The organism is Sphingobacterium sp., from assembly GCF_039596235.1.
Classification (GTDB): Bacteria; Bacteroidota; Bacteroidia; order Sphingobacteriales; family Sphingobacteriaceae; genus Sphingobacterium.
In genome coordinates this window covers 177,632-202,849 of sequence record NZ_JBCNKE010000001.1, presented here as the reverse complement: position 1 = coordinate 202,849, position 25,218 = coordinate 177,632, and the positions used below count along the sequence as shown (strand labels likewise).

Annotated in this window: 25 protein-coding genes; 9 read left to right on the top strand and 16 right to left on the bottom strand. The window is 39.4% G+C overall.

Annotated elements, in window-relative coordinates:
- Window positions 1-18: 18 nt before the first annotated feature.
- The 3 genes from ABDW32_RS00890 to ABDW32_RS00880 form a co-directional block, all read right to left on the bottom strand.
- The gene (locus ABDW32_RS00890; protein ID WP_343558652.1) at window positions 19-1,017 is read right to left on the bottom strand and encodes a 4-hydroxyproline epimerase; all 999 of its coding nucleotides are present in this window, start codon (window positions 1,015-1,017) and stop codon (window positions 19-21) included.
- A gap of 19 nt (window positions 1,018-1,036) precedes the next feature.
- Window positions 1,037-2,494 (bottom strand): aldehyde dehydrogenase (NADP(+)), encoded by a 1,458-nt coding sequence (locus ABDW32_RS00885; protein WP_343558651.1) that lies wholly within the window; start codon window positions 2,492-2,494, stop codon window positions 1,037-1,039.
- 83 nt (window positions 2,495-2,577) lie between these two features.
- Window positions 2,578-3,477 carry a dihydrodipicolinate synthase family protein gene (locus ABDW32_RS00880; RefSeq protein ID WP_343558650.1) on the bottom strand — a complete coding sequence of 300 codons (900 nt, stop codon included), beginning with the start codon at window positions 3,475-3,477 and terminating at the stop codon, window positions 2,578-2,580.
- A 582-nt stretch (window positions 3,478-4,059) separates the two neighbouring features.
- On the opposite strand from ABDW32_RS00880, the gene ABDW32_RS00875 reads away from it, so the two are divergent.
- Together ABDW32_RS00875 and ABDW32_RS00870 are read left to right on the top strand one after the other, a co-directional pair.
- Complete coding sequence (locus tag ABDW32_RS00875; RefSeq protein WP_343558649.1) at window positions 4,060-4,452, top strand: AraC family transcriptional regulator; 393 nt, start codon at window positions 4,060-4,062, stop codon at window positions 4,450-4,452.
- Window positions 4,453-4,502: 50 nt separating this feature from the next.
- Window positions 4,503-5,258: an SDR family oxidoreductase gene (locus ABDW32_RS00870; RefSeq protein ID WP_343558648.1), complete on the top strand. Its 756-nt coding sequence runs from the start codon at window positions 4,503-4,505 to the stop codon at window positions 5,256-5,258.
- 100 nt (window positions 5,259-5,358) lie between these two features.
- On the opposite strand, the gene ABDW32_RS00865 is transcribed toward ABDW32_RS00870, so the two are convergent.
- Window positions 5,359-5,889 carry an NAD(P)H-dependent oxidoreductase gene (locus tag ABDW32_RS00865; protein WP_343558647.1) on the bottom strand — a complete coding sequence of 177 codons (531 nt, stop codon included), beginning with the start codon at window positions 5,887-5,889 and terminating at the stop codon, window positions 5,359-5,361.
- 156 nt (window positions 5,890-6,045) lie between these two features.
- Between ABDW32_RS00865 and ABDW32_RS00860 the strand changes: the two genes are divergently transcribed.
- Complete coding sequence (locus tag ABDW32_RS00860; protein WP_343558646.1) at window positions 6,046-6,405, top strand: helix-turn-helix domain-containing protein; 360 nt, start codon at window positions 6,046-6,048, stop codon at window positions 6,403-6,405.
- A 528-nt stretch (window positions 6,406-6,933) separates the two neighbouring features.
- Here ABDW32_RS00860 and ABDW32_RS00855 read toward each other — a convergent pair.
- From ABDW32_RS00855 to ABDW32_RS00820, 8 genes are all read right to left on the bottom strand, one after another.
- On the bottom strand, window positions 6,934-8,349 hold the full coding sequence (locus ABDW32_RS00855; protein ID WP_343558645.1) for a Gfo/Idh/MocA family oxidoreductase: 1,416 nt from the start codon (window positions 8,347-8,349) through the stop codon (window positions 6,934-6,936).
- 6 nt (window positions 8,350-8,355) lie between these two features.
- Window positions 8,356-9,747, bottom strand: coding sequence for a DUF1080 domain-containing protein (locus ABDW32_RS00850; RefSeq protein WP_343558644.1), 1,392 nt, complete (start codon window positions 9,745-9,747; stop codon window positions 8,356-8,358).
- Window positions 9,748-10,069: 322 nt separating this feature from the next.
- On the bottom strand, window positions 10,070-10,642 hold the full coding sequence (locus ABDW32_RS00845) for a Crp/Fnr family transcriptional regulator (protein WP_343558643.1): 573 nt from the start codon (window positions 10,640-10,642) through the stop codon (window positions 10,070-10,072).
- 135 nt (window positions 10,643-10,777) lie between these two features.
- Window positions 10,778-11,461 carry a CPBP family intramembrane glutamic endopeptidase gene (locus ABDW32_RS00840; protein WP_343558642.1) on the bottom strand — a complete coding sequence of 228 codons (684 nt, stop codon included), beginning with the start codon at window positions 11,459-11,461 and terminating at the stop codon, window positions 10,778-10,780.
- 121 nt (window positions 11,462-11,582) lie between these two features.
- The gene (folK, locus tag ABDW32_RS00835; protein ID WP_343558641.1) at window positions 11,583-12,041 is read right to left on the bottom strand and encodes a 2-amino-4-hydroxy-6-hydroxymethyldihydropteridine diphosphokinase; all 459 of its coding nucleotides are present in this window, start codon (window positions 12,039-12,041) and stop codon (window positions 11,583-11,585) included.
- Between the two features lie 409 nt (window positions 12,042-12,450).
- Window positions 12,451-13,602 carry an AAA family ATPase gene (locus ABDW32_RS00830; protein ID WP_343558640.1) on the bottom strand — a complete coding sequence of 384 codons (1,152 nt, stop codon included), beginning with the start codon at window positions 13,600-13,602 and terminating at the stop codon, window positions 12,451-12,453.
- Window positions 13,560-14,258 (bottom strand): RNA ligase family protein, encoded by a 699-nt coding sequence (locus tag ABDW32_RS00825; RefSeq protein WP_343558639.1) that lies wholly within the window; start codon window positions 14,256-14,258, stop codon window positions 13,560-13,562. Before ABDW32_RS00825 ends, ABDW32_RS00830 begins: the two co-directional genes overlap by 43 nt.
- 265 nt (window positions 14,259-14,523) lie before the next feature.
- Entirely contained in the window at window positions 14,524-15,699 is a 1,176-nt protein-coding gene (locus tag ABDW32_RS00820; RefSeq protein ID WP_343558638.1) for a hypothetical protein, read from the bottom strand.
- Window positions 15,700-16,033: 334 nt separating this feature from the next.
- Here ABDW32_RS00820 and ABDW32_RS00815 point away from each other — a divergent pair, with 334 nt between their 5' ends.
- The gene (locus ABDW32_RS00815) at window positions 16,034-16,432 is read left to right on the top strand and encodes a hypothetical protein (RefSeq protein WP_343558637.1); all 399 of its coding nucleotides are present in this window, start codon (window positions 16,034-16,036) and stop codon (window positions 16,430-16,432) included.
- A gap of 137 nt (window positions 16,433-16,569) precedes the next feature.
- On the top strand, window positions 16,570-17,181 hold the full coding sequence (locus ABDW32_RS00810) for a hypothetical protein (protein WP_343558636.1): 612 nt from the start codon (window positions 16,570-16,572) through the stop codon (window positions 17,179-17,181).
- Between the two features lie 100 nt (window positions 17,182-17,281).
- Here the strand turns inward: ABDW32_RS00810 and ABDW32_RS00805 are convergent, their stop codons facing one another.
- On the bottom strand, window positions 17,282-17,578 hold the full coding sequence (locus ABDW32_RS00805; RefSeq protein ID WP_343558635.1) for a hypothetical protein: 297 nt from the start codon (window positions 17,576-17,578) through the stop codon (window positions 17,282-17,284).
- Between the two features lie 742 nt (window positions 17,579-18,320).
- Here ABDW32_RS00805 and ABDW32_RS00800 point away from each other — a divergent pair.
- The 4 genes from ABDW32_RS00800 (at window position 18,321) to ABDW32_RS00785 (ending at window position 21,184) form a co-directional block, all read left to right on the top strand.
- Window positions 18,321-19,256 (top strand): hypothetical protein, encoded by a 936-nt coding sequence (locus ABDW32_RS00800; protein WP_343558634.1) that lies wholly within the window; start codon window positions 18,321-18,323, stop codon window positions 19,254-19,256.
- Between the two features lie 155 nt (window positions 19,257-19,411).
- Complete coding sequence (locus tag ABDW32_RS00795) at window positions 19,412-19,810, top strand: hypothetical protein (RefSeq protein ID WP_343558633.1); 399 nt, start codon at window positions 19,412-19,414, stop codon at window positions 19,808-19,810.
- Between the two features lie 60 nt (window positions 19,811-19,870).
- Complete coding sequence (locus tag ABDW32_RS00790) at window positions 19,871-20,407, top strand: GNAT family protein (RefSeq protein ID WP_343558632.1); 537 nt, start codon at window positions 19,871-19,873, stop codon at window positions 20,405-20,407.
- A 246-nt stretch (window positions 20,408-20,653) separates the two neighbouring features.
- On the top strand, window positions 20,654-21,184 hold the full coding sequence (locus ABDW32_RS00785) for an NADPH-dependent FMN reductase (RefSeq protein ID WP_343558631.1): 531 nt from the start codon (window positions 20,654-20,656) through the stop codon (window positions 21,182-21,184).
- A gap of 156 nt (window positions 21,185-21,340) precedes the next feature.
- Here ABDW32_RS00785 and ABDW32_RS00780 read toward each other — a convergent pair whose 3' ends face one another.
- The 3 genes from ABDW32_RS00780 to ABDW32_RS00770 form a co-directional block, all read right to left on the bottom strand.
- Window positions 21,341-22,489 (bottom strand): TlpA disulfide reductase family protein, encoded by a 1,149-nt coding sequence (locus ABDW32_RS00780; protein ID WP_343558630.1) that lies wholly within the window; start codon window positions 22,487-22,489, stop codon window positions 21,341-21,343.
- Window positions 22,490-22,497: 8 nt separating this feature from the next.
- On the bottom strand, window positions 22,498-23,688 hold the full coding sequence (locus tag ABDW32_RS00775; protein ID WP_343558629.1) for a thioredoxin fold domain-containing protein: 1,191 nt from the start codon (window positions 23,686-23,688) through the stop codon (window positions 22,498-22,500).
- A gap of 75 nt (window positions 23,689-23,763) precedes the next feature.
- On the bottom strand, window positions 23,764-25,212 hold the full coding sequence (locus tag ABDW32_RS00770; protein WP_343558628.1) for a RagB/SusD family nutrient uptake outer membrane protein: 1,449 nt from the start codon (window positions 25,210-25,212) through the stop codon (window positions 23,764-23,766).
- Window positions 25,213-25,218 lie beyond the last annotated feature (6 nt).

The following is a 25,218-nucleotide window of genomic DNA, read 5'->3' as shown; positions in this document are numbered from 1 at the left end:
TTTATATCAATTAAACTATCAAATCACTTGAAAACCGTCAAAATATGGATCTTCGTCATCCAAAAAAATGGTATTATAGCCTGTCACTCTCGCCCATCCTTCTACGGATGGTATGATTGCCGGTTTTCCGTCGACAGTAGTCTCCCCTTCTATTTTACCAATAAATTGAGAACCAATGTAACTTTCGTGAACAAATTCATCTCCTTTTTTCAATCTACCTTTTGCATACCACTGTGCCATTCGAGCTGAAGTACCCGTACCGCAGGGAGAACGATCCAATGCATTTTCGCCGACCAATACTGCATTTCGCCCAGAGGAACCAACATGTACAGGCTCTCCTGTCCATTGTATATGACTCAATCCCTCGATATTGGGATCTTCAGGATGGATGAATGTATATTTTTCATTGAGCAATTTGCGAATTATTTTACCGTAGCGAATCAGCTGACTCGCGGAATAAAATTTAATATCTTTAAAATTAGCCTGAGGGTCAATTATACCATAGAAATTTCCGCCATACGCCACATCAACAGAAATATGCCCTAAATCCGGACAGTCGACAGTTAGGTTTTCAGCGTATAAAAAAGATTTTACGTTTGTCAACTTGACACTTTTTATTTTTGCCCCTTCCTGAACGTAGTCGATATGAACCAGTCCTGCTGGGGTTTCCAATCTTAATTTCCCGGGTATCTTTGGTTGAATCAGCCCCTCTTCTATAGCGATGGTCACAGTACCGATCGTACCATGCCCACACATGGGCAAGCAACCACTGGTTTCAATATAAAGGACAGCAATGTCATTCTGTGGATCTAAAGGCGGATAAAGCATGCTTCCACTCATCATATCATGCCCACGGGGCTCAAACATCAGTCCTTTGCGAATCCAGTCATATTCCTGCATAAAATGCAGTCTACGCTCCATCATTGAATCCCCTTTTAAGAACGGTGCTCCAGCAGCGACTAATCGTACAGGGCATCCGCAGGTATGCGAGTCAATACAGAAAAATGTTTTTTTCATAATCGGTTTTTTGTCGTTGTTAATCTTTTGTCCACTGCTGATTTACCAATCGTTCTATTTGCAATGGATTACCATTTTGCAACTCTTTCGGCAGGAACTCATCGGGCCAGTTTTGAAAACTGATTGGACGTATAAAACGTTTAATAGCGTCAGGACCCACCGAAGTAAAACGCGGATCAGTTGTCGCAGGGAATGGGCCTCCATGTTGCATTGCATATTTTACTTCAACGCCGGTTGGCATACCTTGAAACAATAGTCTTCCACACTTATTCTGCGCAAGGGTAAACAGCTCCTGATATTCCCTCATATCGCCCTCAGTTGCCGCAAAAGTCAAGCTGATCTGGCCAGCCAAACGGCTCATTAAAACCTCCATTTCATGGCGATCCGCGCAGGAGATAACCAGTCCAAAAGGTCCGAAAACTTCTTCCAGTAATTCTGGATTGGTCAATACGCACGCTGCATCTGCTTCAACCAAGATGGCTTGAGCAAATCCTTCTTCCACATTAGCTTTTCCTTGTGCCAATATACGAACTCCATCGCATTCAACGCGCTCATTTTTCAAGCGGATATAATGATCAGCTATACCCTGATGCAACATCTTACCAGCTGAAATAGTTTGTATTTCGGCTCCCAGATAAGCCTTGAGTGTATCGAATCTTTCTCCTGAGAGCCCGATCAGTACTCCTGGATTAGTACAAAACTGACCTTGTCCCAATGTTAGTGATCCAATATATTGTTTTGCAAATGTTTCAGCATTGTTCTTTAAGTAATCGGGCAAAACAAATACAGGATTTATACTCCCCATCTCAGCAAAGACCGGAATAGGATCAGGTCTTGATTGTCCCAAATCAAATAAGGCCTTTCCTCCGGCAAACGACCCTGTAAAAGCCACCGCTTTTACCAATGGGTGTTTGACCAATTGCTGGCCTATTTCGAACGAATCTGACACGACATGACTGAATATTTCCGCAGGAGCACCGTAGCTCGAAATCCCCCGATGAATGGCATCGGCCATCAATTGAGATGTCCTGACATGGGCAGGATGAGCTTTCACAATCACAGCACATCCAGCTCCCAAAGCACTTGCCGTATCCCCGCCAGCGGTGGAAAAAGCAAATGGGAAATTACTTGCTCCGAAGACCAGCACAGGTCCTATTCCGCTATTGTATTTTCGTAAATCGATCTGTCCCCCTAGGTTCTGATCAATTCGAGCCTCAGTGTACAGACCAGTTCGAACCGCATCCCCATACATACGCCATTGATTCACCGTTCTTACTTTTTCACCCTCAAGCCTACCAACGGGCAGAGCGGTCTCCAGATGAGCTGTTTCGATCAAAACTGTACCCATTGCTTCAATTTCATCAGCAATCGTGTGCATCAATTTTGCCCGCTCGATCACATTACACTGTTGTAGGAACTGAAACCCGGCTTCAGCACGCTTTACTACAACATCAATTTCATTTTCGGATGGAATCATTCTTTTTCTATTTTCGTATTCTAAAATATTCAGAAGAGACCTCGCTGGATCTCTTCCAAGGGTTGTAGTCCAGTAAAATCTGGTTATAATTCAGGTCTTGTTGCTATTGCGTCAGCAATGATTTTTTTAACCCGCTGCTCCTCCTCCCCAATCAATGGTAATCTCGGAGCTCTTGTATACGGTGTGGAAATTCCCTCCGCCGTAGCAGCCAATTTAATATACTGAACGAGCTTGGGATGAATATCCAATTCCAATAAAGGCATAAACCACCGATATATAGCTAAAGCCTGCTTATATTCTCCTTTACGGGCAAGACGATACATTGCAATGGTCTCCTTTGGAAAGGCATCCACCAAGCCCGCAACCAGTCCGTCAGCGCCCAACATCAAAGATTCCAAACAGAGGGTATCTACCCCTCCTAATATCTTTAGGCGATCGGCAAAACGGTTTTTCAGACGAGTAATATTTGTTACATCTCGTGTTGACTCTTTCACCGCCTGTATATTGGGTTCCAGTAATAATTCTTCAAACATATCCAAGGACACATAAGTACCGTAATCAACAGGATTATTATAGATTAAAATTGGCAGTGTTGTGCTTTGTGCAACCGCGCGAAAGTAAGCAACAGTCTCCCTATTGTCAGCCCTGTAACGCATAGGAGGCAACAGCATCAATCCATCCGCACCTAAATTTTCACTGCTTGTTGCAACTTTGATTGCATCGGCGGTCGTATTCTCCGCAATATTGAGCAAAACCGGAATACGTCCATTCACCACCTTCAATGCCTGTTTGAGTAAGGCATACTTTTCCTCCGTGCTCAATACACTCGCCTCGCCCAATGACCCCGCAATAATCAATCCGTGGACACCAGCCTCCACTTGTGCTTCAATATTTTTTGCAAACATGTCAAAATCCAAATTTCCGCTCTCATCAAATGGAGATAACATTGCGGGATAAATTCCTTCCCAATTCAATTGTGTCATAGCTTAATAATTTTTAATTCGTTCACACAAATCTATAAGCAATAAGTTCTACTGTCTTCTTATGAATTAATCAACTCTGACCTGATATTGACTTTTTACTGTAGATCAGCAGGGAAAAGAATTGGAAGCCAAAAATAAATTTGAAATAAACATTCCAAAACAGAAGCAGGTAATAGCTATTGGGGCATAGTAAAAAGTGAAAGCAAACGACCACTTTATTCAAAAAACTCTTGCAAGTGTGTAAAAAAGACACTATCTTTGTCACATCATAATTTAGGTTTATAATTGGTTATTGAAGGTTTTCATTCTCCCCGTTTGAAAACCTTTTTTTTTGGGGATTGTTTCAATTGGCCACAAAGGACCTTCACTTAATTTTTATGCTGTTGCAGCTTAGTAACGCACGAAGGTTTGTTTTACAATACACTAAAATTTGTAAAGTAATCATCGGCCAAATTTTCTTAAATAAATTTCCATTAGAATAATTCCATAGCTCGATTATAGCCGGAGAAAGCATTATTATCGTTGATAATTTGTTTATATTTAAAATATCAATCAGGTAAAATATCAATCAGGAATACCAGCATGACGGAAGTATTATCTACGAACAATAAGAGCCGAAGCGAAGAAATTACAGTCCAATATTTTGAATTGTTGGATCGTCACTTATCCGAGTTAATCAGCGGCAGGGTCATGGAAATGTTGGAACTAAAGGATATCGCCAGTGCACTCTGTATCTCCCAAAAACACCTTATCAGGATAATACAGGAAACCAGCGGAAATCACCCCTGTTACTTTTATGTGCAAAAGATATTGGACTGCATTAAGGATCTCCTTGCCAACAGTACATTAACCATATCAGCTATTGCTCAGACACTCACCTATGATCCATCCAATTTCACCAAATTTTTCAAAAAATATGAGGGTATCACTCCGTCTGAATTTCGCCAATTGAAAAAAGCGAAAAGTTCACCATAATATCATCATTTACTTTCATGAAATTTGTTATAATCAAAATATAAATTATTATGGCAAGGAATGATGTAAAAGGAAAAGTAGTGTTGATCGCCGGTGGCGCGAAAAACCTTGGTGGTTTGTTGAGTCGGGATTTTGCAGCCCAAGGGGCAAAATTGGTGATCCATTATAATAGTGAAAGCACTAAAGCTGATGCAGAAGAAACATTGGCTGTAGTACGGGCTGCCGGAGCAGAAGCCATCCTGTTTCAGGCTGATCTCACGAAAACAGCGAATATTAGTAAGCTTTTTGATGCGGCAATCAAGCAGTATGGCGGAATTGATATTGCAATTAATACTGTTGGTAAAGTATTGAAAAAAACGATTGTAGATACGACAGTGGAGGAATATGATAGCATGAGTGATATCAATTCTAAAGTTGCTTATTTCTTTATTCAGGAGGCAGGAAAAAAATTGAATAACAATGGTAAAATATGCACGATTGTTACATCCTTACTCGCGGCTTACACAGGATTTTATTCTACTTATGAGGGGCTAAAAGCACCTGTTGAACATTTTACGCGTGCTGCATCCAAGGAATTTGGCGATCGTGGAATTTCGGTCACGGCAGTTGCTCCCGGCCCCATGGATACACCATTTTTCTACGGACAGGAGAGCGAAGATGCAGTAGCTTACCATAAATCTGCTTCTGCACTTGGGGGACTGACCGACATTAAGGACATCGCCCCATTAGTCGAATTCCTGGTTACAGACGGTTGGTGGATAACCGGTCAGACAATTTTTGCCAATGGCGGGTATACAACGCGCTAATCTGACATGATCAAAGGCATCTTATTACATAAAAGATGCCTTTGATGTTTAGTAAGGTTGATCAACAAAATTCATAAGCAATTCATTTCATGGGCCTTTTCTACAGCTGTTGCAAAAAATTAAGATAAAGGGGCACACTCTGCTCAATCCATTCTTTGGAGGTATGTTTTTCGATACCGTAATAGGCAAAAAGTGGACGATAATCCGCGTGAACATAGTTGAATGTAATTTCAAAAGGACTTGTCAATTGATCCAGGCTATATTTATACTTTCCATTCGCGCTATATTCTATCTCGTCAATGCCTACGGAGATGGCCAAAGCAATCTTCTTTCCCGCCAATCTATAGCCACTCGATTTTCCATATGCCCAGCCGTAGGTTAATACTTCGTCCAGCCATTTTTTAAAAAATGGGGGACAATTAAACCAATAAAATGGAAATTGAAACACTATTTTATTGTACTTTTCAATCAATTGCTGCTCTAGGAGGACATTAATTTTTTCATCTGGGTATTTTTCATGCAACTGATGAATTTCAAAGCTCTCTGGTTGCTTTTCCAATTCCTCAATCCACCTTTTATTAATAAGTGATTCTTTTATATTTGGATGTATTACGATGACCAATGTTTTCATTATTGTTCTTTATTCAAAAGTTTGGATTCTCTTTATTACAGCACTTTAGAGCCAAGATCGTTTTATTTAACTCAGATATTTGAATTAAAAATAGCAAGATATTCCTTATTTTGGTCTTATGTAGCCCAATGTTCGGTACTATAAAAAATGTGCGTAATGACTAAAATCAAAGAGAGTTCAACCAATTTTGCCAATAAACAAATTCTTACAAATGATTGCCCTGAGGTATTTGCGATCAGTATTATTGGCGGTCAATGGTCGTTGGCTATCTGTTGTTATCTCATCAATGGGAGTCTAAGATACAGTGAAATCAAGAAATACCTGCCAAATATCACCGAACGTATGTTGACTTTACAATTACGAAAATTAGAGGAAAACGGAGTAGTGCAACGAAGGGTCTACGCGGAAGTCCCGCCACGTGTGACCTATGAGTTAACGACTATTGGTTATGAGTTATCCCCTATTATTCGTGAACTTGGAAAATGGGGTAATAAATTAAAAGGTGATCCCGCATAAAAACCATACCTAAATAAAGAATGTAAAATAAATTTGCATAGTGTAAAAAATACACTTACATTTGTAGTATCATAATTTAGGTTTATAATTGGTTATTGAAGGTTTTCATTCTCCCCGTTTGAAAACCTTTTTTTATTTTATCTAAATTTGTTTTTTGCCCTTCATTTTACAGGTACTCAGACCAGTTCTTTTTCCATTTATTAATTCACTTAGTTCAAACCACCTGATCAAATGTTTCTTTTAGACAGCAGTTCGTGACGACAAGGTTCCGAAACTCCATACGAAAAGGGTTATTTCTTTGCGCAGTCAACGCATATTAATTGCACTATGCCGATCGATAAAAATCCAGCTGACCCATCTATAAAAAATAAAGCTTTCATAAATACCAATAGTCATGAAAATAAACTGATGCTTCTTGCTGACCGATAAATCAGCCTTAGGGTGTCGCAATAAAAAACAGATTTCCTGAAAAAAGGCGAGGGATAAATACCATATCACTCGCCTTTTATACAGATTAACTATTTCCAATTACATTTTATAATACTGTTCCCAACCTCTGGCAGGCGGAGGTCCTGCCAACAGTGCATTCGCAAATTTATCATTACTGATTTCTTTTTTCTGGGGATCAAAAATCAGTTGAGCATTCAAACGCTGTGCAATTACTCCTAGACAGAATACCTGACTTAACGGCCCTGCAACTTCAAAAGCTGACCTTGTTTTTTCCTCCCCTTTACACCCTTTCAGGAAGTTGGCATAATGGTTAGAAGGTGATTTCGGGATCTCTGGAAGACGGGACGCTATTTCCTGTGCCTTCGTTTCTGGTATAATCTGCAAAATACTTGCATGGGAGCCTCCTTTGAAAGTCAGTTCTTTTCCATAGATGATCTTCCCGGGATTTAATTTTGCTGGTTCCAACTTACCTGTACTGGGGGCCGGAATATTCGGATCCAATCCCGAAACCCCATAGCCTTCTGGTATTGGCGGTAAATTATTTAAGCCATCGTACCAGTTAATATCAAGCGCAGGCATCTTTTTCCGTTTCGGAAAATGGAACTTCAGGGTCGAAGACATCGGGAAGAAAAACGAATTATGTCCATCGAGCTTTACCGCACTGACTTCAGTAGGCAATCCCAGATCCAAAAATTCATGTGCAGTATCTAAAATATGCGCTCCCCAGTCACCTAGAGCCCCCATTCCAAAATCATACCAACAGCGCCATTGCCCATTCACAAAATCTTTATTGTAATTATGTCCCAAGGTCTGCATTTGCCACAGTTCCCAATCCAGTGTATCTGGTGTTATTTCGGCGGCCGGAAATCCCTTTATATTCACATCCCAGCCATGCCATCTACGGGGCATATTCATATGAGCGTCTATGCGTGTGATGTCTTTGATGATCCCAGCGTCCTTCCAGGCCTTAAATTGAAAGTAATTTGCTTCGGAATGCCCCTGATTTCCCATTTGTGTTACAAGCTTCGGATTTTTCCTCGCTTTATTTGTCATTAGTTCAACTTCGAGAAATGTCCTTGCCATTGGTTTTTCTACATAAACATGCTTCCCGAGATCCAAGGCTAACATCGTAATGGCAAAATGAGAAAAATCCGGTGTACCGATACTAACGGCATCGATCTGATTCGCCATCTTGTCAAACATAACCCGGAAGTCCTTAAATTTTGGGGCATCAGGAAACATGGCCAATATTTCCTGCGTATGTTTAGCGCCCAGATCAACGTCACAGAGCGCGACAATATTACAGAGTCCGGTTTTATAAAGTTCTTTTATGATTTCCGCAGCTCTATTTCCGAGACCTACACAGGCCAGATTGACCCGTTCATTCGGCTTTGCCAAATTGACTTTACCGAGAACAGTGTTGGATAACATGACAGCACCTGCCGCAATAACAGATTGTCTGACAAAACTTCGACGCGATAAATAATGATTCATAGGAGCTTAATTTGGTGTATTAATCTTTATACTACGAAATGAGACCCGATCACCATGATCCTGCAATAAGATAAACCCTTCTTTTGCTTCACCAAAGCTGTCCCAGTCTTTATATTTACTGATCGCAACAAGATCCTTGAACTCTTTAGATCCCCTTTCATAGCTCAGCATCTTTATTCCATTCAGATAATGCTCAACCTTGTTGTCCGCTGTAACCACTACACGTCCTCTATTCCACTCGCCTATCGCTCTTCGGGCACGTCCATCTTTATTCGAAGTAATAAGATCATATAGTGAAGCCAAAGTACGGTTACCGTCCCGTCCTAGCTTTGCGTCAGGATGTAAGGCATCATCGAGCACCTGATATTCCAGACCGATAGCTGATCCTTTGGATTTTTCCTTTAGGGTTACAAAATATTTTACACCACTATTTGCTCCAGGGCTAAGTTTAAATTCAAAAGAGAGATCAAATATGGCATATTTATCTTTCGTGACAATATCACCGCCATTAGTGGACTCCCCACCATCAGATTTCAAGACGGTCAATTGACCATCCTTAATTTCCCAGCCATGATCAGGGAATTTATCGCTATGGATACTGCGCCACCCATTATTAGTTTTGCCATCAAATAATAGTTTTATTCCTTTTTTCTTTTCGGCAGCCACGATTTCATTTGGCTTTAGATTGACGATATAAACATCTTTTGGAAAATCTTTCGTTTGGAGATCAGTGGTCTTTATTTTAACATTTTTAAAATATACTTTCTTTCCATCCAATTCTGCAGGAATACTATGTACCTGTAACCCGATGAATCCGGTACGATCAATTGTATCCACGACATAAGAAACGGGAACATCATTGATCCAGGTACGCAATTCATCACCTATTGCTTCAATTCTAATGTGATTGTACTCTTCGGCCTTATATGCTTTCTTCGCGTTTTCATTGAGATCTAATGGATAAAGCCAACCACGGCGTGCTTCATCATAAATCCCTCCTGTCCAGGCCCGGGATGAAGGATCTATCTCCACTTGCCTTCCGTAAACTCTGCCGCGCCCATCATTCGCTTGCGGATCAAGATGACTCCGGGTCTGTATCCCCGAATTCGTTTGACTGCCCTCGAGCTTAACATCCAGTTCCAATATAAAATCACCGTATTCTTTTTCTGTAATTAAAAATGAATTGGGTGTTCCTTTAGTCATCCGTCCCACGATCGCATCTCCCTCAATGGAATAAGGAGCTTTCCCACCAACAGCCTTCCAGCCATTCAGTGTTTTCCCGTCAAAAAGATTTGTCCAACCTTTTTCCGAGGCCTTATTCACCTGGGCATGCGATAATATTGTATTTCCAACCATCGCCGCCACTAAGACAGATTTAAATAATGTATTTCTTTTCATTGTGATATTACTTCTTGAGCTCGAATGCCCGGTTTATGTATTGAATATTGGTCTATTAATCTTATTCTTGTGCACAGTGTTTTTTACTATCGGGATATTTAAGTTATAGTGCAGTTTAATCCCTCTCGGTTTAGGAAATCTGTACAGCCTCCACAGCAATTGCTTCTTTTTCCAATTGGTTCTATGGAACAATATATCAATTAATATAGGGGAAATGAATCGAATTGCATGATTTTTTTACGAAAACGTTTGAGAAAACAGAAAGCCTTGTACGTAAAATAATATATACCGCAGCCCTTGCGCTTTGACGGTTATGGGGATTCTAAAAGCTTATTTTTTTTCGAATTTCACTCAGATATTCAGGTGTAAACCCTAAAAAAGATGCAATAAGATATTGCGGTACACGCTGTACAAACTCAGGATATTTACGTACCATGTCACGATAAAACTCCTCTTTAGGTAGGGAAAAAAGATATTTAACACGCATTTGCGCTGCTGCATATGCTCTCTGGTATACAAAGCGAAAATAGCGTTCCATCAACGGAAATTCCGTCATTAATTTTTCCTGATTTTCCTGACTAATATATAAGACTTCGGATTTTTCAACAGCTTGGATATAAAAGGAGCTTACAAGCTTATGTTCATAAGCCATATTATCCGTTAGCCACCAGTTTTCAATAGCAAATTCAGTGGTTTGTTCCACCCCCTTTTCATTTATAAAAAATTTACGCAATATCCCTTTTAGCACAAAGTAATGGTACCTACAGATCTGGCCTTCTTCCTGCAGGTTTTCTTTTTTTGCAACTGAAATTAGGTTAAAGTATGCCGATATCTGCTCAAAGGTGTCGTCATCGATCTGGATAAATTTCTCCAAATGTGTTCTAAATCTTTCCAATAACTTGCTTTTTATTTTAACACCGTACAACTCGGCATCTACTGCAAGGTACCATAAAAATTAGTTTGGGCAAAATGTTAATTATCTTAGAAAGCTCAGCCCGCTTATTATACAAAGGTTTATGTATCCACTAAATTAAAGTGGTTTACGGCGATATTTCCATATATATAGATATCCAAATATAGGTAGCGCAAGCAGTTGGAAGAGAAAGATAAACAGGGATGTAAGGCCTTGAGCTTGAAGATCATTGGCTTTAATCAATAACTGTGCACCTAAGGGCCCACTGGAAAAAACCAAAATATTGACAATATTCCAACCCAAATGAAAAGCTATGGGCAGATAAAGAGACTTTGTTACGTTGTAAGCCTTAGCTAACAACCATCCAAAAAGACCGGTCATCAGTAATATCATTAGCATCTGTACCGGATTTCCAAAAGCACCATAGGAAAACCAATGGTAGATACCAAAAGCCGCAGCCGAGAACAGGCATCCCCATTTAGACCCCAACTTTTTCACCGCGATATAAAGTAGAGCGCCTCTAAATAACAGCTCTTCAAAAAGGACAGATTTTAGGATCCACCATGTACTATTAATTAAATTAGGAGCAGATAGCTTTGGATTAACTACCCAATAATTGTCTACTGGTACAACCTTTAGAAAATGATACATCGCACATAAGAGCGCAGCCATAAAGAAACCTACAGAAAAGTCCTTAAGCCTACTTTTTGATGGTGCAAACCCGAGCATACTAAGATTCTTCCGTTCGAATATCCATAACAAGATCCAGGACACAATCAACATGATTATTATACCTAACATACTGGTAACTCTTGTTGTAGTAATATGCCCTTAATAGAATAAAAAAAACTCAATACATGCGTTTATGGCTATGGCTCAAATAAAGTAATCGTTTATCAAATATACAAAGATTAAGAATACTTTATCGCCATTTGAAGATTTCAGGTTGTAGCTGTTTTACAAAATCATATAAGAAAGGAAGCTGTACAATATCTTTTTCATCGGCAATACTTCCATTAAAAATAATTACATCAAGATCGATAATACGGGGAGCATTCTTATTTTTACTTCTAAGGCGTCCCATGTCCAATTCGATCTGTTTTAATTCACTGTGTAGTTCATCAAAGGATAAACAGGTCTGTATTAATAGCGCTCCATTCAAAAAATCAGGCTGATCTTCGTATTGAAGAGGTTTTGTATAGATAAAATCCGTTTGGTTTCCTATCTTTCCCAATTCCTGGATATAGCCTAGGGCTTTGGTAATATTTTTTTCAGAATCGATGTTTGAACCCAACAATACCAAAGCGGTATTGGTTTGTTTATCGTTAGATTTCTTTGCATTATCCGTAGCGCACAGTGCGTATGCTTTCGTTCCTTCCATTTTCTTCTTATGTTCACTTTGAACCAATTGGCGAGCTGAACTTCCAACGCCGTCAAATATACAGGAGCCGACCTATAACAAAGAGCTACATCTCCAAAATTCGAGTTATTCGGGAGTGGGGCTAAACTTTCATTATAAAGTTCCCATTTGCCCGTATGGTCTAAGTAAGTTCTACTTATCATAATCGGGTAAATTCTGTAAGCAATTTTTTTGCCAATAAATCATCCAAATGAATGAAATGATTTCAGACCTCCCAATGTACAGTAGATCAGCCTATCAGCGGGCAAGATCCCGCTTCGGGGATTTTCATGCGGTAAATAAGCGTTCACTTGCCGATGATTTCTATTAAAACTGTCGATTTATAAAATAGATTTTTAGCGCATTGGCCAAAAGCAACCTGGGTTATGGATTAGTCAACGATGTAGCGTAGCCTGTGTGCCTCTGTCTGTTGTGGCACTTCCAAATTATGGAGCATTTTATCCAATACTGCATCTGGTAACGGATAGGCTCTATCGCGATTTTGAACACGCCATTGCCGGTGTGGCTTTTCGATATAGACTAACTCAACATAAGCCTGATAGCTGACAAAGAGGTCGATCAACTGTTTACGCATCAAGGCCGTAATATTTGTGGCATTCCAGATGAAATCCTGGCCTTTACGCAGGTAAATCTTGGCCTGTTCTTTCGCCTGTTGCACCACCCAACCATTCCGTTTTCTATCAGTGGGATCGATACGATGTTGACGACGAATATCGTCAAGGCTAATGACGGGTACATCCTTGTTGTGACTAGCGATATAATAGTCTTTTCCCATTCCCGGTAAGCCGGATAGCATAATGACCTTAGATCTAAAATTATCAAAAGGAATGTAATCCACATAAGCATCCTCACTATTAAAATAAGTAAATTGAGCATTTGGAGTCGAAAATGGTCGTGGAGACTCCCAACAACCAATTTCTTTTGCATACAGTTCAAACAACTCCAATGCGTCAAGCAAGCTACTTTGATCTTGACAAATTCGCCCATTAGCGTCAGCCTCAGCTAGAAGTTTCAATTCCGCCATATTTACCCTTAAAGACGCCTCTAACGCGCTACGCATGGGATTAACTTTGTCCATCAGCCAGAGCGGCAAACCATGAAAGCGAACCAAACCTACTATTTCTTCCCGTAGGGCAAAGGGCGTTTCCACATCGCGAAACAATATTTCACGTGCCGTCTGCGCACCTTTTCTTGCATGATTTGGAGAACTGATCCGTCCTTGTCCATCAATCAGGGTCGTAGACCGCTTTTCAACATCATGCATTAATGCGGCAGTCCAAAGCAACTCCTGCCTTTGGCTATTCAAGCCCATATACTGATTGGATTGCTCCAGCTGCTCAAGCACAAGCTGGGTGTGGATAGCAACATTTCCCTCCGCATGATGAAGGGGATCCTGCGGCACATTCCGCATATCTGCTATCCAAGAAAATTGTTTTTCCAGTTGCAACCAATCTTTATCTGCTGTTAATTTCCATTCCATTAGGTTGTCCTCCTTTCCCAAACGAGTTTTGTTCTTTTCCAAGATTTTGTCCAGTGTTCATCCGTCTGCACATGTCCTTTTCGTACATATTTAAACACATTATGTTGAAATTCGGAGACAGGATATGCGTCAGCGTTGCGGCAGACCAGACCTTCTGAAGTACAGTTAGTTTCTGTCCGCGGATCCATAGACCCCAAGATCGAGGGTTGAAACGCCAGGTGTTTTACAGTTTCTTCTAACACAGTCGTCGTCAGATCTTGCACCCTATCCGATCGCAGTACGGGAACCATTGGCAAGTCAAATAAGCTGGCATAAAAGGTAACTTCCTCCCAAGAAAGCCAAACCTCCTTAATACGGGCTGCGAATACAAAATAGTAGTGCTCCAATTCGGTATATTCTATAGAATGCACTGCATACAGGTTTTCTCCAAAAAATTCCAGGTCACCCAAATCATTTTTCATTCGGCCCCAATGTTCCCGTAATTGTGCTGTCCATGGAGATGTTGTTGGAGCAGCATGAGATCGGGCAAACACGCCCCTTTTGGACAGACAATTGTTTTCGCCATCCAATTTTTCGGTATAAAGTAGCTGTGAAAAGGATTGTATATCCGTCCAGTACTCATAATTAAAACGATCGTTACTGCTGGTCCCCGGTGAAAAAGGGAAATGGTAGGTACGACCATATTTTGTTGATTCCATTTTTTTAAATTAAAGTGAATAATACTGATTCAAAGACACAGGTATAGCAGCAATCGAGTTGGGCATCTATCCCAGCTGATTACGTTATCCCCGCATTTGGCACAGCATTACATGGCTTTATGTTTAAAAAAAATGTATAACAATTATGATCTAATGGGGCAAAAATAGATAATTTTTGCAAAAAATAAAAAACCGCTATACTGATAAGTATAACGGAAATACCAAAACCTATAAAAATTCTTTTGTCCCAGGGTCGATATTAGCTCTATATTCGGATATGTGCATCCCAGCCAGTACGTATGTAATCCTGCTGGTTGTTTAAGAAAATTTTCACGTTATGTCCCCTAAGTCCCTTTCCGGTCTTCAATATTTCGTTAAGCTGCTCCTCTTGAATATTTTGCAACAGCATTTTCGTGATAAAGGGCTGTAACTTCAAGTCGTCTGCCACACGTTTGATCGGATATTGGACAAAGAACATATTGACTGCATAATTTTTAGATATTTTGACAATCCAGTCGTCCATACCGATTTTCTTTAACTGATCAAAGATTGTCGAGCAATCCAATGTTGTTCCGTTACGCAGGATAACACATTTCGTCTCTGCAGTTGTATACACTGCAATAATGTCTATAAATCGGAGCTGCTGCAGGTTGATCTGTTCGACGAACTCCCCTTTTTTATTTAGTAGATCGCCCAGTAAATACACATCGATGCTGTCAATATCCATTCCATAGTACTGCTCTTTCTTCTTCATCCCTTCATCTTTTATCATCCGCTTTTCCTTCAGGGAGATGATTGCAGCGTTTTGTTCGAACTGTTCAAATGCCGGCCTTGTTTTTATAAAAAGTCTCCTTTTTGTCACCAGAGGCTGTGGAGTTGGCAATTCTTTTCCTGTCTCCACATTGTGTACGATCTGCATCAGAGGCCGGTTGTAGATCACAGCAAGATTTTGCCGCTGTCCGACAGAGTGATAAAGCAGCGACCAGTTTTCGCGCATATAAACCAATAGACTATAGGATACAAAAATAGTTGCATAACGTATTCCATAGACCTGCATATGTAGTTCAAAAAGCAATGATCGTTCTATTGAAGACTGACTGTAAATAAAGGTAACGGCAACATACAAGAGTATAAATGGAAAAACAGAAACCAATATAAGTGAGAAGAAGGCGATAAAATGCAGGATAATATCGAGCCCGGGTATATTTTTGACCTGCTCCCCTAGTCGCTCGCGCATATAGGGTACGCTCCAGTAGGTGGGCAAGTTAAGCACTAACGATACTATTGTCGCTCCAATCCAGAAGACACAGAGCATAATGACAACCAAAATCCAATATTTCAACTGATCTGACCGTTCAAAAAAACCTTGCAACGATATTGTCTTTAGATTAAAAACAATAGACAACAGCAGCGAACTCAAAAAATAAATAAAAGATTTCATGACTTTTCTCCGAAATAATATCTGGTTAGGATAATAAGTTAGCAACATTCACTTACAAAACTATACTAATATAATAAACAACATCAAAACAACAAAACAAAACATCACATACACGATAATATTTATAAAAAAATAACAAAAGCATAACGCTATTCAGGTCTGAAGTATGTTAATAAGCGCATGATATTTATTATTTTAGAGAATCAATGCATGTATGAGAAAGATGTAATTAGCCAATAACCTACATTTCACTGTCGTGTTATCTTATTTTTAAACAAAAATTAAACAATTTATAAACAAAGATTGAGATATTGTAATATAATAAATTTAAATAATGAAACAACAATTCAACAACAATGGGGTAGCCAAAGTGCAATTCAGAATCTTATCATTACCCGAAAGTTTACTGGCGGTCGAAGTCAGTGCTATCCGTGAAAATTTTCTTTCCTGGATGGCTGCAAACTTCGCCTTGACCACCAGTCAAAAATTTCAACTGATGACTATGCCAGAGGATCTACAAGAAACTTTGAGCCAAGCGATTGCAAATAGTTACGAGCTCGGGCAGCCAGTTCAGTTTTTCAAAGAAACCGCTTCACAAGATGATCAGCCCGACCTGAAAGATATCGTAATCAATGGTGCTGAAACAATGGCTGAATTAAACAGCCAAAGCAATAGAAAAACAGCCTTTGTAGGGCAGCTCGCAATTAATATTCGCTATAAGGTAAGTATGTAATTTATTGAACGATTATATGTCCAACGATGGACGAACCAGATAAATACCTTTAACACCAATTTCCGGTTTATTTTCTTAAGAAAGAAAATAAATCGGAAATCAACTTTAGGAACTTCCTGACGCCAACTTATAATCTAATGAAAAGACTGTACGACAAAATCAGAACACGATTTAATACACTATTTATTTGGCCGCGGAAATTATATGCCCATAATGCAATTGACCAACATTTCAATATGATTCCCCAATATAATACACATCGCGCTAATATCGCCAGGAGTCTTACACGGTTGTCAGACCGACCTTTAACAGTTAGTCAAGCCCTCTACCCGCCAGTACAGGACAGGCAAAGTACCAGTTCAACTGAAAGGGTTCCGCTTAACTACAAAACATGTTATAGCGTTTGCCTTTGGCAGCCTTATTTTTGGTTAACCGATACTTATTCAGCCTTGATTCAAGGAAACGATCAGCTTATTTTGCTCAACGATACCAATCTATTCAAAGCTGCTGCCCAAGCAGACATACTGTTCCTTGGTAGTGGTAAAAACTTTTCGGTGAACAATATGCTGGAGCGGATTGACCTTCATAATAAATATGTCATTGTTATCTCGACGCATAGTGAGCAAGATATCCGTATGAATATCAAATACCGCATAGACCATTATCAGCATGCATACCTTATCGATTCGCAGGCTGAGTTTGACCGGCTTATTACCCACATTTTAGCAAAGGCGACCCAACAGGATTAACGACGATCAAAGTACTGCGTATCTCAATTGCCTGCGTAGACAATTCCTATATTAATGAATAGGTATCATCGTTTTTAGCATGACATGCAATCAATAGCATTTAAGACTGTAACTGCAGACGGATCCAGTTCAACACAAAAAGCAAAATAAGGATACTGAAGATATACTGTTCTGCTTTATTGACTTTGGCTACACCAAATTTCCATACACAGATCCTATCGATACCGAGTAGCAACAGGATCGGAATCAAGCCAAACATCGCGATGTACATAGCCATTAATTTATCAGGGGCAGAATGTCCCGTAGCCAACACGATAACAGTGGCCACTATGCCAATAAAGCCTAATATCCCAAGGATAAAAAAGAGAGTACCCTTAGCTTTAAAGAATTTTATCATTGTTTGTTTTTTGCCTCTATTACCGTAAAGACCACACTAACTTGCTACTGTTTGTCTATGCAAATTTACACGTTTCAATACTTCTAAAAAACAAGCCCCCGAAAATCGGGGGCAAGTGGTTCAAAATCGGTTCATTTTTCTAGTTCGCTAGGGAATGTTCCGAACCTTGCAACCAAGATTGATAACTAAGTTAGGTAATTTAAATTATACTAAGCTATAGGTGCTTTTATTTAAAATCGGGCACAGATCATTCAATACCTTACAACTTATATCATGAAACCATTCAGTATTCAATGTTTAACTAGTGAATTAAGTTCTCTAACAATTCGAAGAATAATCCATAGCATGGACGCATCCAAATAGCCTTGTTTATCGCATTTTTGTTATATTCGATCTTTAAGTAACACAGATGAGCAATAAGATCATTGATAAAGTCGCATTAATTCATATTTCTGATAAGAAAAAATTTAAGTACCCGTTTAAAGTCCAAGGAGAAACTGTACTTCCCCGGCGGAAAAAGAGAACAGGGTGAAACTGATTTAGTCTGCCTGAAGAGAGAGATACGTGAGGAATTAAATGTGGATATTGTAGACAATTCCATTCAGTTTTTTGGTATTTTTAAAGCAGTGGCTGACGGACGTGAATAGGGTGTTATTGCAAAAGCTATATGATTTAAAACTCATTGATTGATAACGAATAAAGGCATGATATGGGAGAATGTTAATTTTAGTTCGTATTTATAATGGATAGAATCAAACCTTTATTGGTATTTATAGCTCTAGTATTGTCTCTTAAGTCATTTTCGCAGGAGCAGCTCTATTACTTTACCAATGCGGATAGCAGTTTGGTGGGTGTGCGTGCACTATCGGGAAAGATCATTATCCCATTGCAGTTCCCAATGATCGGCTACTACGATTTAGAAGAACCCATAACGAGCGCTTTTATCGAATTCTTCTATACCTATCCGGATACGACAACCGACCGGATGAATCCTAATCAACCTGTAGGTCGTGTATACGATAGAACGGGTAATTTTATATATACTCCATTTCTTTATGATAACGGTCCCGATTATTGGCAAGAGGGCATCCGTCGTTATGTATCTAATGGCAAGGTGGGCTACGTTGACCTAAACAATACCATTCTCATGGAAGCTAAAACAGGCTTTGCAAACACGTTTAATTACGGTTATGCCGCATTCTATGAAGGTGAAGTAACCAAGGTTTATGAACCTGGAGGTGAGCACTGGACAGTATCTCCTACCAATGATAGGGGCAAACAGTATCTAGTCAACCGAAAAGGGGAAAAGGTGCATGGCCGCAAAAAACCAACTTCAACAAAAGATTACTACTATGGAGAGCTTTACTATCCATATCCTTTTCAATACACTACTGCCGAAGAAAAAATACTGAACGGTTTAAATCAGTTTACAGCGATTTCTAAAGTTGATAAACTGCTATCGGGGGACCAGAGCCAATGGAGCCCTATTCAATTTGAAATCATTGGTAGACCATCTGCATACACTCCATACTATACGATACAAGGTTATAAAGACCAACAGGCCGATGACAATTGGGTAATTGAGGCTACGGCAAATGGTGAATACTTTTATACACGTTATGGAGAACGGATGGCACTGAGTCAATGGATTGATGAACAGCTCACAAGAAAAGAGTAAGATTGAGGATTAGCCAAACCAAGGTAAGACGCTGAAAAAAAGAGCAGAACGCATATAAACAATTATAAATTTTTATTATTAACTAAATTTAACGATATTTAATTTTATACGCTTTATTCTCGAATATATTTTGGATATTCACTCAAATTAACCGTATGAATAGTATAAAGGCCACTGTAACCCATTTTCGTTATAAAAAGCATCCCGGAGATTTATTTAGGGACACCTCCGTTCAATTATTGCCGCACCCCTATAAAAATCAATCGGAATTTTGGGTATGGTTCCATCCTTCATACCATCGTAGTGAAGATATTGCGGATCTGAACGAGCTTTATAAACAGCTGCAAAGTTTTTCCTGTCAAGAAGAAATCATGGGAGCAAATCCCGAATTATGTTACGCCGGTATAACTAGGGAACATATTACTGAAGAGATAAAACTTCTCGAACACAAAATATATCAGGACTGTTTTGAAAACTTCTATTTATTGCTTATTGAAGGGCATATTGAATTGATAGAAAACCAACAGCAAGGGAAAAATGAATCAGCATCTTAATCATTTTTAGCTGAGGGGCCTCAGTTCAATTGTTCACAATCACTTTATAACAACCAAAAGATGAATGACTTTCCAAAATTAGAAACAGAAAGACTTATTCTCGACAAAATAACAATGGATGATATACCACAGATAGTGGCATATCTCCAGGATAAGGTCTTTTCTGATCATACGTCAAATATCCCATACCCTTATCGAAAGGAAGATGCCGAGTTTTGGCTTAAACTGTCGGCCGAAGCTTTTAAAAAGCGGAAAGGATTTACCTTTGCCATACGAGATAAAAAAGGGAAATTACTTGGGGCAATTGGTCTTCACGATGAAGGCTCGGATAAAGCAGAATTAGGCTATTGGATGGGAATTCCAAACTGGAATAAGGGCTATGTCACTGAGGCCGCAAAGGCTATTATTGATTATGGATTCCGGGAATTGAATTTCAATAAGATCTTTGCTACCTATTTCCAATACAATCCAGCTTCAGGAAAAGTCCTGGAAAAGATAGGTATGAAAAAAGAGGCGTTGCTGAAGCAGCATCTCAAGAAAAATGGAAAATATTATGATATCCCAATGTATTCGATTTTTAAAGAAGATATTGACTAATATTTCCTATCGCCCACTATAGCCGGCGGGTTTCTTATACAATTTCACCTTAACCAGACTTTATTCTTTTCAGCTAAGACCAATTCATGTGGGCAGGATATTGGTAATAACACTATGCCCTTTGTTCTAGACGGATATTTACTGTTATCCCCTAGCGGATCAGACGCTTGCTAAACAATGAAACTGAGTTTATTTTTATCGAAAAATTCGGTAAATTTAAATATAGACAATCACAGAAAGTACAACATGAAAGTATTTGCATTTGCCGGAAGCAATTCTTCCACATCGATCAATAAACAATTAGTCAAGTTTGTTCTAAAAAGCTTTAGTGACCATGAGGTCAATCTGATCGATTTAAACGATTATAACATGCCTATTTTTTCTGTCGACCTAGAAAAAAATGGTTTTCCTGAGGAGGCGCATCGGTTTCTGGATAATATTGCCGAAAGCGATTTTATTATCTGTTCCTTAGCAGAGAATAATCGCTCGTATAGTGCTGCCTTTAAAAATGTTTTCGACTGGGCTTCCCGAATTAATGTAAAAGTATTTCAGGACAAACCAATGTTATTAATGACCACCTCACCGGGGGGCTATGGTGGCGGGAATGTAATGGCCGAAGCTCAAAAATTTTTCCCACAATTCGGTGCTATCATCAAAGAAAGTTTTTCCCTACCAAAATTCTATGAGAATTTTGATCTCAACAACGGTGTCATCAACCCCGAGCTTCTTAGCACACTTAACGAAAAAATAGACAACTTTAAGAAACAACTATCCTGATCATTCCTATAATAGGTTAAGATGCCTTACTCGAGTAATTCACTTTTCCTATTTACAGCAAACGATATATAAAAAGAAAATTTCCGTGAGCGGATCAGATGTATATGATAAAGACAAAAAAGGTAATTACGAATTGTAATTACCTTCTTGAAAATTTTATCTGATTAATTCAGCCAGTTTTTCAGTTAGCTGTTTGCCTTTTAAATTAACACCTACAATCTTCCCTTCTGGTGATATCAGATAATTTTGCGGAATTGCCTGGATACCATATAACTGAGCTGCGCTATTTTGCCAGCCCATTAAATCGGACACCTGTGGCCATTTTAATCCATCTTGTTCGATGGCTTTTATCCAATTATCTTTCTTTCCTGGCTTATCAAGTGAGATACCCAATATCTCAAAAGCTGGTCCTTGAAATTGTTTGTAAATTTCAACCAGATGTGGATTTTCGGCGCGACAGGGACCGCACCAAGAAGCCCAAAAGTCCAATAAAACATATTTACCCCTGAAATCCGATAACTTGAGCGATCTACCATCTGCTGTTAACTGTTCAAATTCGGGTGCGGGCTGTCCAACACTTAATTTTTTGGCTAGTAAGATTTCTCTTTCCAGTTTCTCCCCTATTGCCGTTGTTCTCAAGTTAGTAGCTAATTTGAAAAAGAGTGGTTCAATAAGACTGACATCATTGTTATGCCGAGCAACTTCCTGAAGCGACAATAGGCTAAAATAATTGTCCGGATTTTCTGCGATGAACTTGCGCTGTGCTTGGATACGCAATTCCTCTATTTTTTCAATTTCTGCTGCTACCTGCTTCATCGCCACCTCATTTTTATTTTTATCCTGATATAAATCAGCACGTATGGATTGCTGTTTAATCAATTGCTTTTCGTAGGGATATAAATAATCCTGATATTTCCGGTAAGCAACCTGCAATTGTCCCCCTTTTACAACAGATGATTCAAAGGGATCTTGGATAGTAATCTCTGTATTGGGATCAAGAGGATCTGCGTAGAAGGTAAGACGTTGCATAGGCCCTCCTTTTCTATTGAAAAAGGAAGTGCCATCTTTAGAATAAAACAATATAATCTGTGTAGGTTCTTCAATCTTCCCACTATAAGTGACACTTGAAGATGTTAAACTAACAGAATCTATTTTTAATTTTTGACCAACAAAGTAGCGGACAAATACTTTGGCCTCTGAAGGGGCTGTACGCCTGTTGATAGACAATTGAAAATCTTGTGTTTGTCCCACCGAAATCCCAATCATAGAAAAGCTCAAAAGAGCCGAAATTAATATTTTTTTCATGTTGTTCGTTAAAGTGATTTGGCTCGCTCCAATAGCGCATCAGCCAGTTTAATTATTTTCGAGGTCTCCAGTTCCGCTAAGCCTCTTGCTGCTTCCGCCGCTTTGATCGCTTCCTTCTTTTTCTTCAATGCAATACAGATATCTGCTAGGGTACCTTGATTGGAGTAGCTCGAAGGGTTCATCTCCACCGCCTGCTTTGCAAGAATGTAACATTGCTTTAAGATACTGGGCTTAGCAGCATCTCCCTTTACATTGGCATTCCGTCGGGCGATAAAACTCAGCTTCTCATCCTCTTCTTTTAATAGCCCTTTCCGTAGGTGGTCGGTCAACGAAACAAATTCTTTTTCCGTGCCATGCGCTGCGGTCCATTCAACCTGATACATCGCCGCATCAATCTTGTGCTCCAATTTATTTGACTGTTCAAAATAGGCGAGCCCCTCTTTGAATTCCTCAGCTTTGTTATCACGGATATAACCATACATTGCATATCTCAGGAGTTGTGTTTCTTTATTTTCAAATTCAGCTGCTAAAGCAACATTTTTAAAATAAGACTTATTGGATTCAAAAAATTTACCATAGCGATCCTCATAGCTCTGTGCCATCATTTTAATCGTTTCCCAGCCATTTGGGCTACGTAAAAATTCATCCGTAGCGACACTATCTAGCGTTTTTTTAGCATTATTTGCGGCGTTACTGTCCGTCTGTTCCATCACTTTGATGTAACGCAAAAGAAAGTTGGATTCACGAAGTCCCTGATCATACTGTTTACGCAGATTAGGAATCTGATAGTCGGGATCATTCGCCTGTTGGGCCTGCTTTAGGAAAAGATCAGCTTCCATACGAGACTGGGTCCTATAAATCAATGTCCCCTTTCCGTCTAGAAACAAATAGGTGGGAAAGCTTTTTATCTGGTAATTTTTTGCAATCTCCACTCCCTCTCCTACTTCACAATCAAATTTGGTATTAATAAATCTTGCATTAAAATAGGCGGCGACTTCAGGCTGCGAAAATACATTACCTTCCATCCACTTACAGGGAGCGCACCAGGAAGTAAAACCGTCTAAAAAGATCAGTTTATTTTCTTTTTTTGCCAATTCTTTTGCCTCACTGAATGTTAACTTTTGGAACTGTATATGCTCCTGTGCCAGCAATATCATAGCTTGGACAAAGGCGAGTGATGTTAATAATAATCTCTTCATGAAAGTATTTTTTAAAAACGTCTACCCGACCTTTGCCATCCTAAGCAAAGATTGGGTAGAAAAAAGAATTATGTTTTATCGTTCGTACTGTGGAATCCCTGGATTTAGGGAAAGTACCTTTGGCGGAACAGGAAGTATCATTCTAGGATCTGTCGATTCCATTTCAAAAATCTGACCTGCCAGCGGATGCTTGATTGATTTCTTATAATTGTCGACAATAAACAAACGTTTTAGATCAATCAATCTATCAGAAGCCATAAGTGGCATTTCGCGTCGTCTTTCATCAAGCGCCAACTGTAGGGCGACTTTCGGATCACTTGTTGTCAATGCCTTGTTATTTTCAATTCGGCTATTTCTTAATGTATTCAAGAAATCTAAAGCTTCCACCGTATTTCCAGTACGTGCCGCTGCTTCTGCTGCGATCAAAAATAATTCGGGTGTATTAAATCCCGTGCTAAAATCAACATAAGGCGCATAAAGTACACGTCCCGGAAACTTCACTAAATTAGGACCAAAGGAAGCTTGATCGCGACAGAAAAATAGTTCGTAACGCTTGTCATTTGCTCCCGCCGGAAGGTCTTTTGCATAATTATCTATCAGTTCCTTGGAGGCATAAAACTCCGCATTTTGTCGCCCCAATGAGCTTGTACCCGAACGGACCCAAACAGACTCTATGTTTGTTCTAGCATCAGGAAATTGTACCGAATTATCGCTCTTTAGACAGACGCGCCCCCAAGTTGTTTTATCTTTATTCGTATAGAGATTGTAGTTGATCAGGTTTTTATTCAGAGCCAGGGCCTGTTTCGCATTTTCCAAAGCCTCTTTGAATTTACCCTGATAAAGATACATACGGCTTAGGAAAGAAAATCCCACAGAACGTACTGCCTGAGATTTATTTGACTGTGCAGTACTCAAATGCGGTAATGCATCCTGGAGATCACTAAGCACAAGATCATAAATGGCTTGTACAGATACCCGTTCATATTTTTGATTGATATCTTCCTTTACAACCAAAGGTACACCCAAATCCTTGGCTGCAGTAGCCGGATTATAATGAGCAGCATATATATTGACTAAAGTCAGATACTCAAATGCACGGCCAATCTTTGCTTCAGCCCAGACCCTTCTTTTCTCAGCTTCCGAACCGTCTGTTGCTACCAATACATTATTGATGATCACATTGTATGTAAAGATATGGCCATAAGCTGTCTCCCAATAATGATCTGTTTGGCCATCTTCAAATATCGCACCATGAGCAAACCTATAAAGCTGCTTCTTGACATAGTCATAATAATCAAAACTAGCAGCAGACTGCACATCTTGTGGATCACCAGACTGTAGATTATCGGTTAGGTAATTGGGATAAACCGGGGACGCATTAATTAGTCCTTGATCGTTTAATAATAATTTATAATCATTGAGATTTTCTGGAATAGTAAATCCCTTAGGTTTTATATCTAAGTATTTATTACAGCTACTCAATGTCATTAAGCCCAATAGCAATCCTATGTATATTTTTTTCATGATATC

Bases quoted from the DNA above. Each gene is read 5' to 3' on its own strand.
- ABDW32_RS00890 (WP_343558652.1), bottom strand. From the start codon at position 1,017: ATGAAAAAAACATTTTTCTGTATTGACTCGCATACCTGCGGATGCCCT.
- ABDW32_RS00885 (WP_343558651.1), bottom strand. From the start codon at position 2,494: ATGATTCCATCCGAAAATGAAATTGATGTTGTAGTAAAGCGTGCTGAA.
- ABDW32_RS00880 (WP_343558650.1), bottom strand. From the start codon at position 3,477: ATGACACAATTGAATTGGGAAGGAATTTATCCCGCAATGTTATCTCCA.
- ABDW32_RS00875 (WP_343558649.1), top strand. From the start codon at position 4,060: ATGACGGAAGTATTATCTACGAACAATAAGAGCCGAAGCGAAGAAATT.
- ABDW32_RS00870 (WP_343558648.1), top strand. From the start codon at position 4,503: ATGGCAAGGAATGATGTAAAAGGAAAAGTAGTGTTGATCGCCGGTGGC.
- ABDW32_RS00865 (WP_343558647.1), bottom strand. From the start codon at position 5,889: ATGAAAACATTGGTCATCGTAATACATCCAAATATAAAAGAATCACTT.
- ABDW32_RS00860 (WP_343558646.1), top strand. From the start codon at position 6,046: ATGACTAAAATCAAAGAGAGTTCAACCAATTTTGCCAATAAACAAATT.
- ABDW32_RS00855 (WP_343558645.1), bottom strand. From the start codon at position 8,349: ATGAATCATTATTTATCGCGTCGAAGTTTTGTCAGACAATCTGTTATT.
- ABDW32_RS00850 (WP_343558644.1), bottom strand. From the start codon at position 9,747: ATGAAAAGAAATACATTATTTAAATCTGTCTTAGTGGCGGCGATGGTT.
- ABDW32_RS00840 (WP_343558642.1), bottom strand. From the start codon at position 11,461: ATGTTAGGTATAATAATCATGTTGATTGTGTCCTGGATCTTGTTATGG.
- folK (WP_343558641.1), bottom strand. From the start codon at position 12,041: ATGGAAGGAACGAAAGCATACGCACTGTGCGCTACGGATAATGCAAAG.
- ABDW32_RS00825 (WP_343558639.1), bottom strand. From the start codon at position 14,258: ATGGAATCAACAAAATATGGTCGTACCTACCATTTCCCTTTTTCACCG.
- ABDW32_RS00820 (WP_343558638.1), bottom strand. From the start codon at position 15,699: ATGAAATCTTTTATTTATTTTTTGAGTTCGCTGCTGTTGTCTATTGTT.
- ABDW32_RS00815 (WP_343558637.1), top strand. From the start codon at position 16,034: ATGAAACAACAATTCAACAACAATGGGGTAGCCAAAGTGCAATTCAGA.
- ABDW32_RS00810 (WP_343558636.1), top strand. From the start codon at position 16,570: ATGAAAAGACTGTACGACAAAATCAGAACACGATTTAATACACTATTT.
- ABDW32_RS00805 (WP_343558635.1), bottom strand. From the start codon at position 17,578: ATGATAAAATTCTTTAAAGCTAAGGGTACTCTCTTTTTTATCCTTGGG.
- ABDW32_RS00800 (WP_343558634.1), top strand. From the start codon at position 18,321: ATGGATAGAATCAAACCTTTATTGGTATTTATAGCTCTAGTATTGTCT.
- ABDW32_RS00795 (WP_343558633.1), top strand. From the start codon at position 19,412: ATGAATAGTATAAAGGCCACTGTAACCCATTTTCGTTATAAAAAGCAT.
- ABDW32_RS00790 (WP_343558632.1), top strand. From the start codon at position 19,871: ATGAATGACTTTCCAAAATTAGAAACAGAAAGACTTATTCTCGACAAA.
- ABDW32_RS00785 (WP_343558631.1), top strand. From the start codon at position 20,654: ATGAAAGTATTTGCATTTGCCGGAAGCAATTCTTCCACATCGATCAAT.
- ABDW32_RS00780 (WP_343558630.1), bottom strand. From the start codon at position 22,489: ATGAAAAAAATATTAATTTCGGCTCTTTTGAGCTTTTCTATGATTGGG.
- ABDW32_RS00775 (WP_343558629.1), bottom strand. From the start codon at position 23,688: ATGAAGAGATTATTATTAACATCACTCGCCTTTGTCCAAGCTATGATA.
- ABDW32_RS00770 (WP_343558628.1), bottom strand. From the start codon at position 25,212: ATGAAAAAAATATACATAGGATTGCTATTGGGCTTAATGACATTGAGT.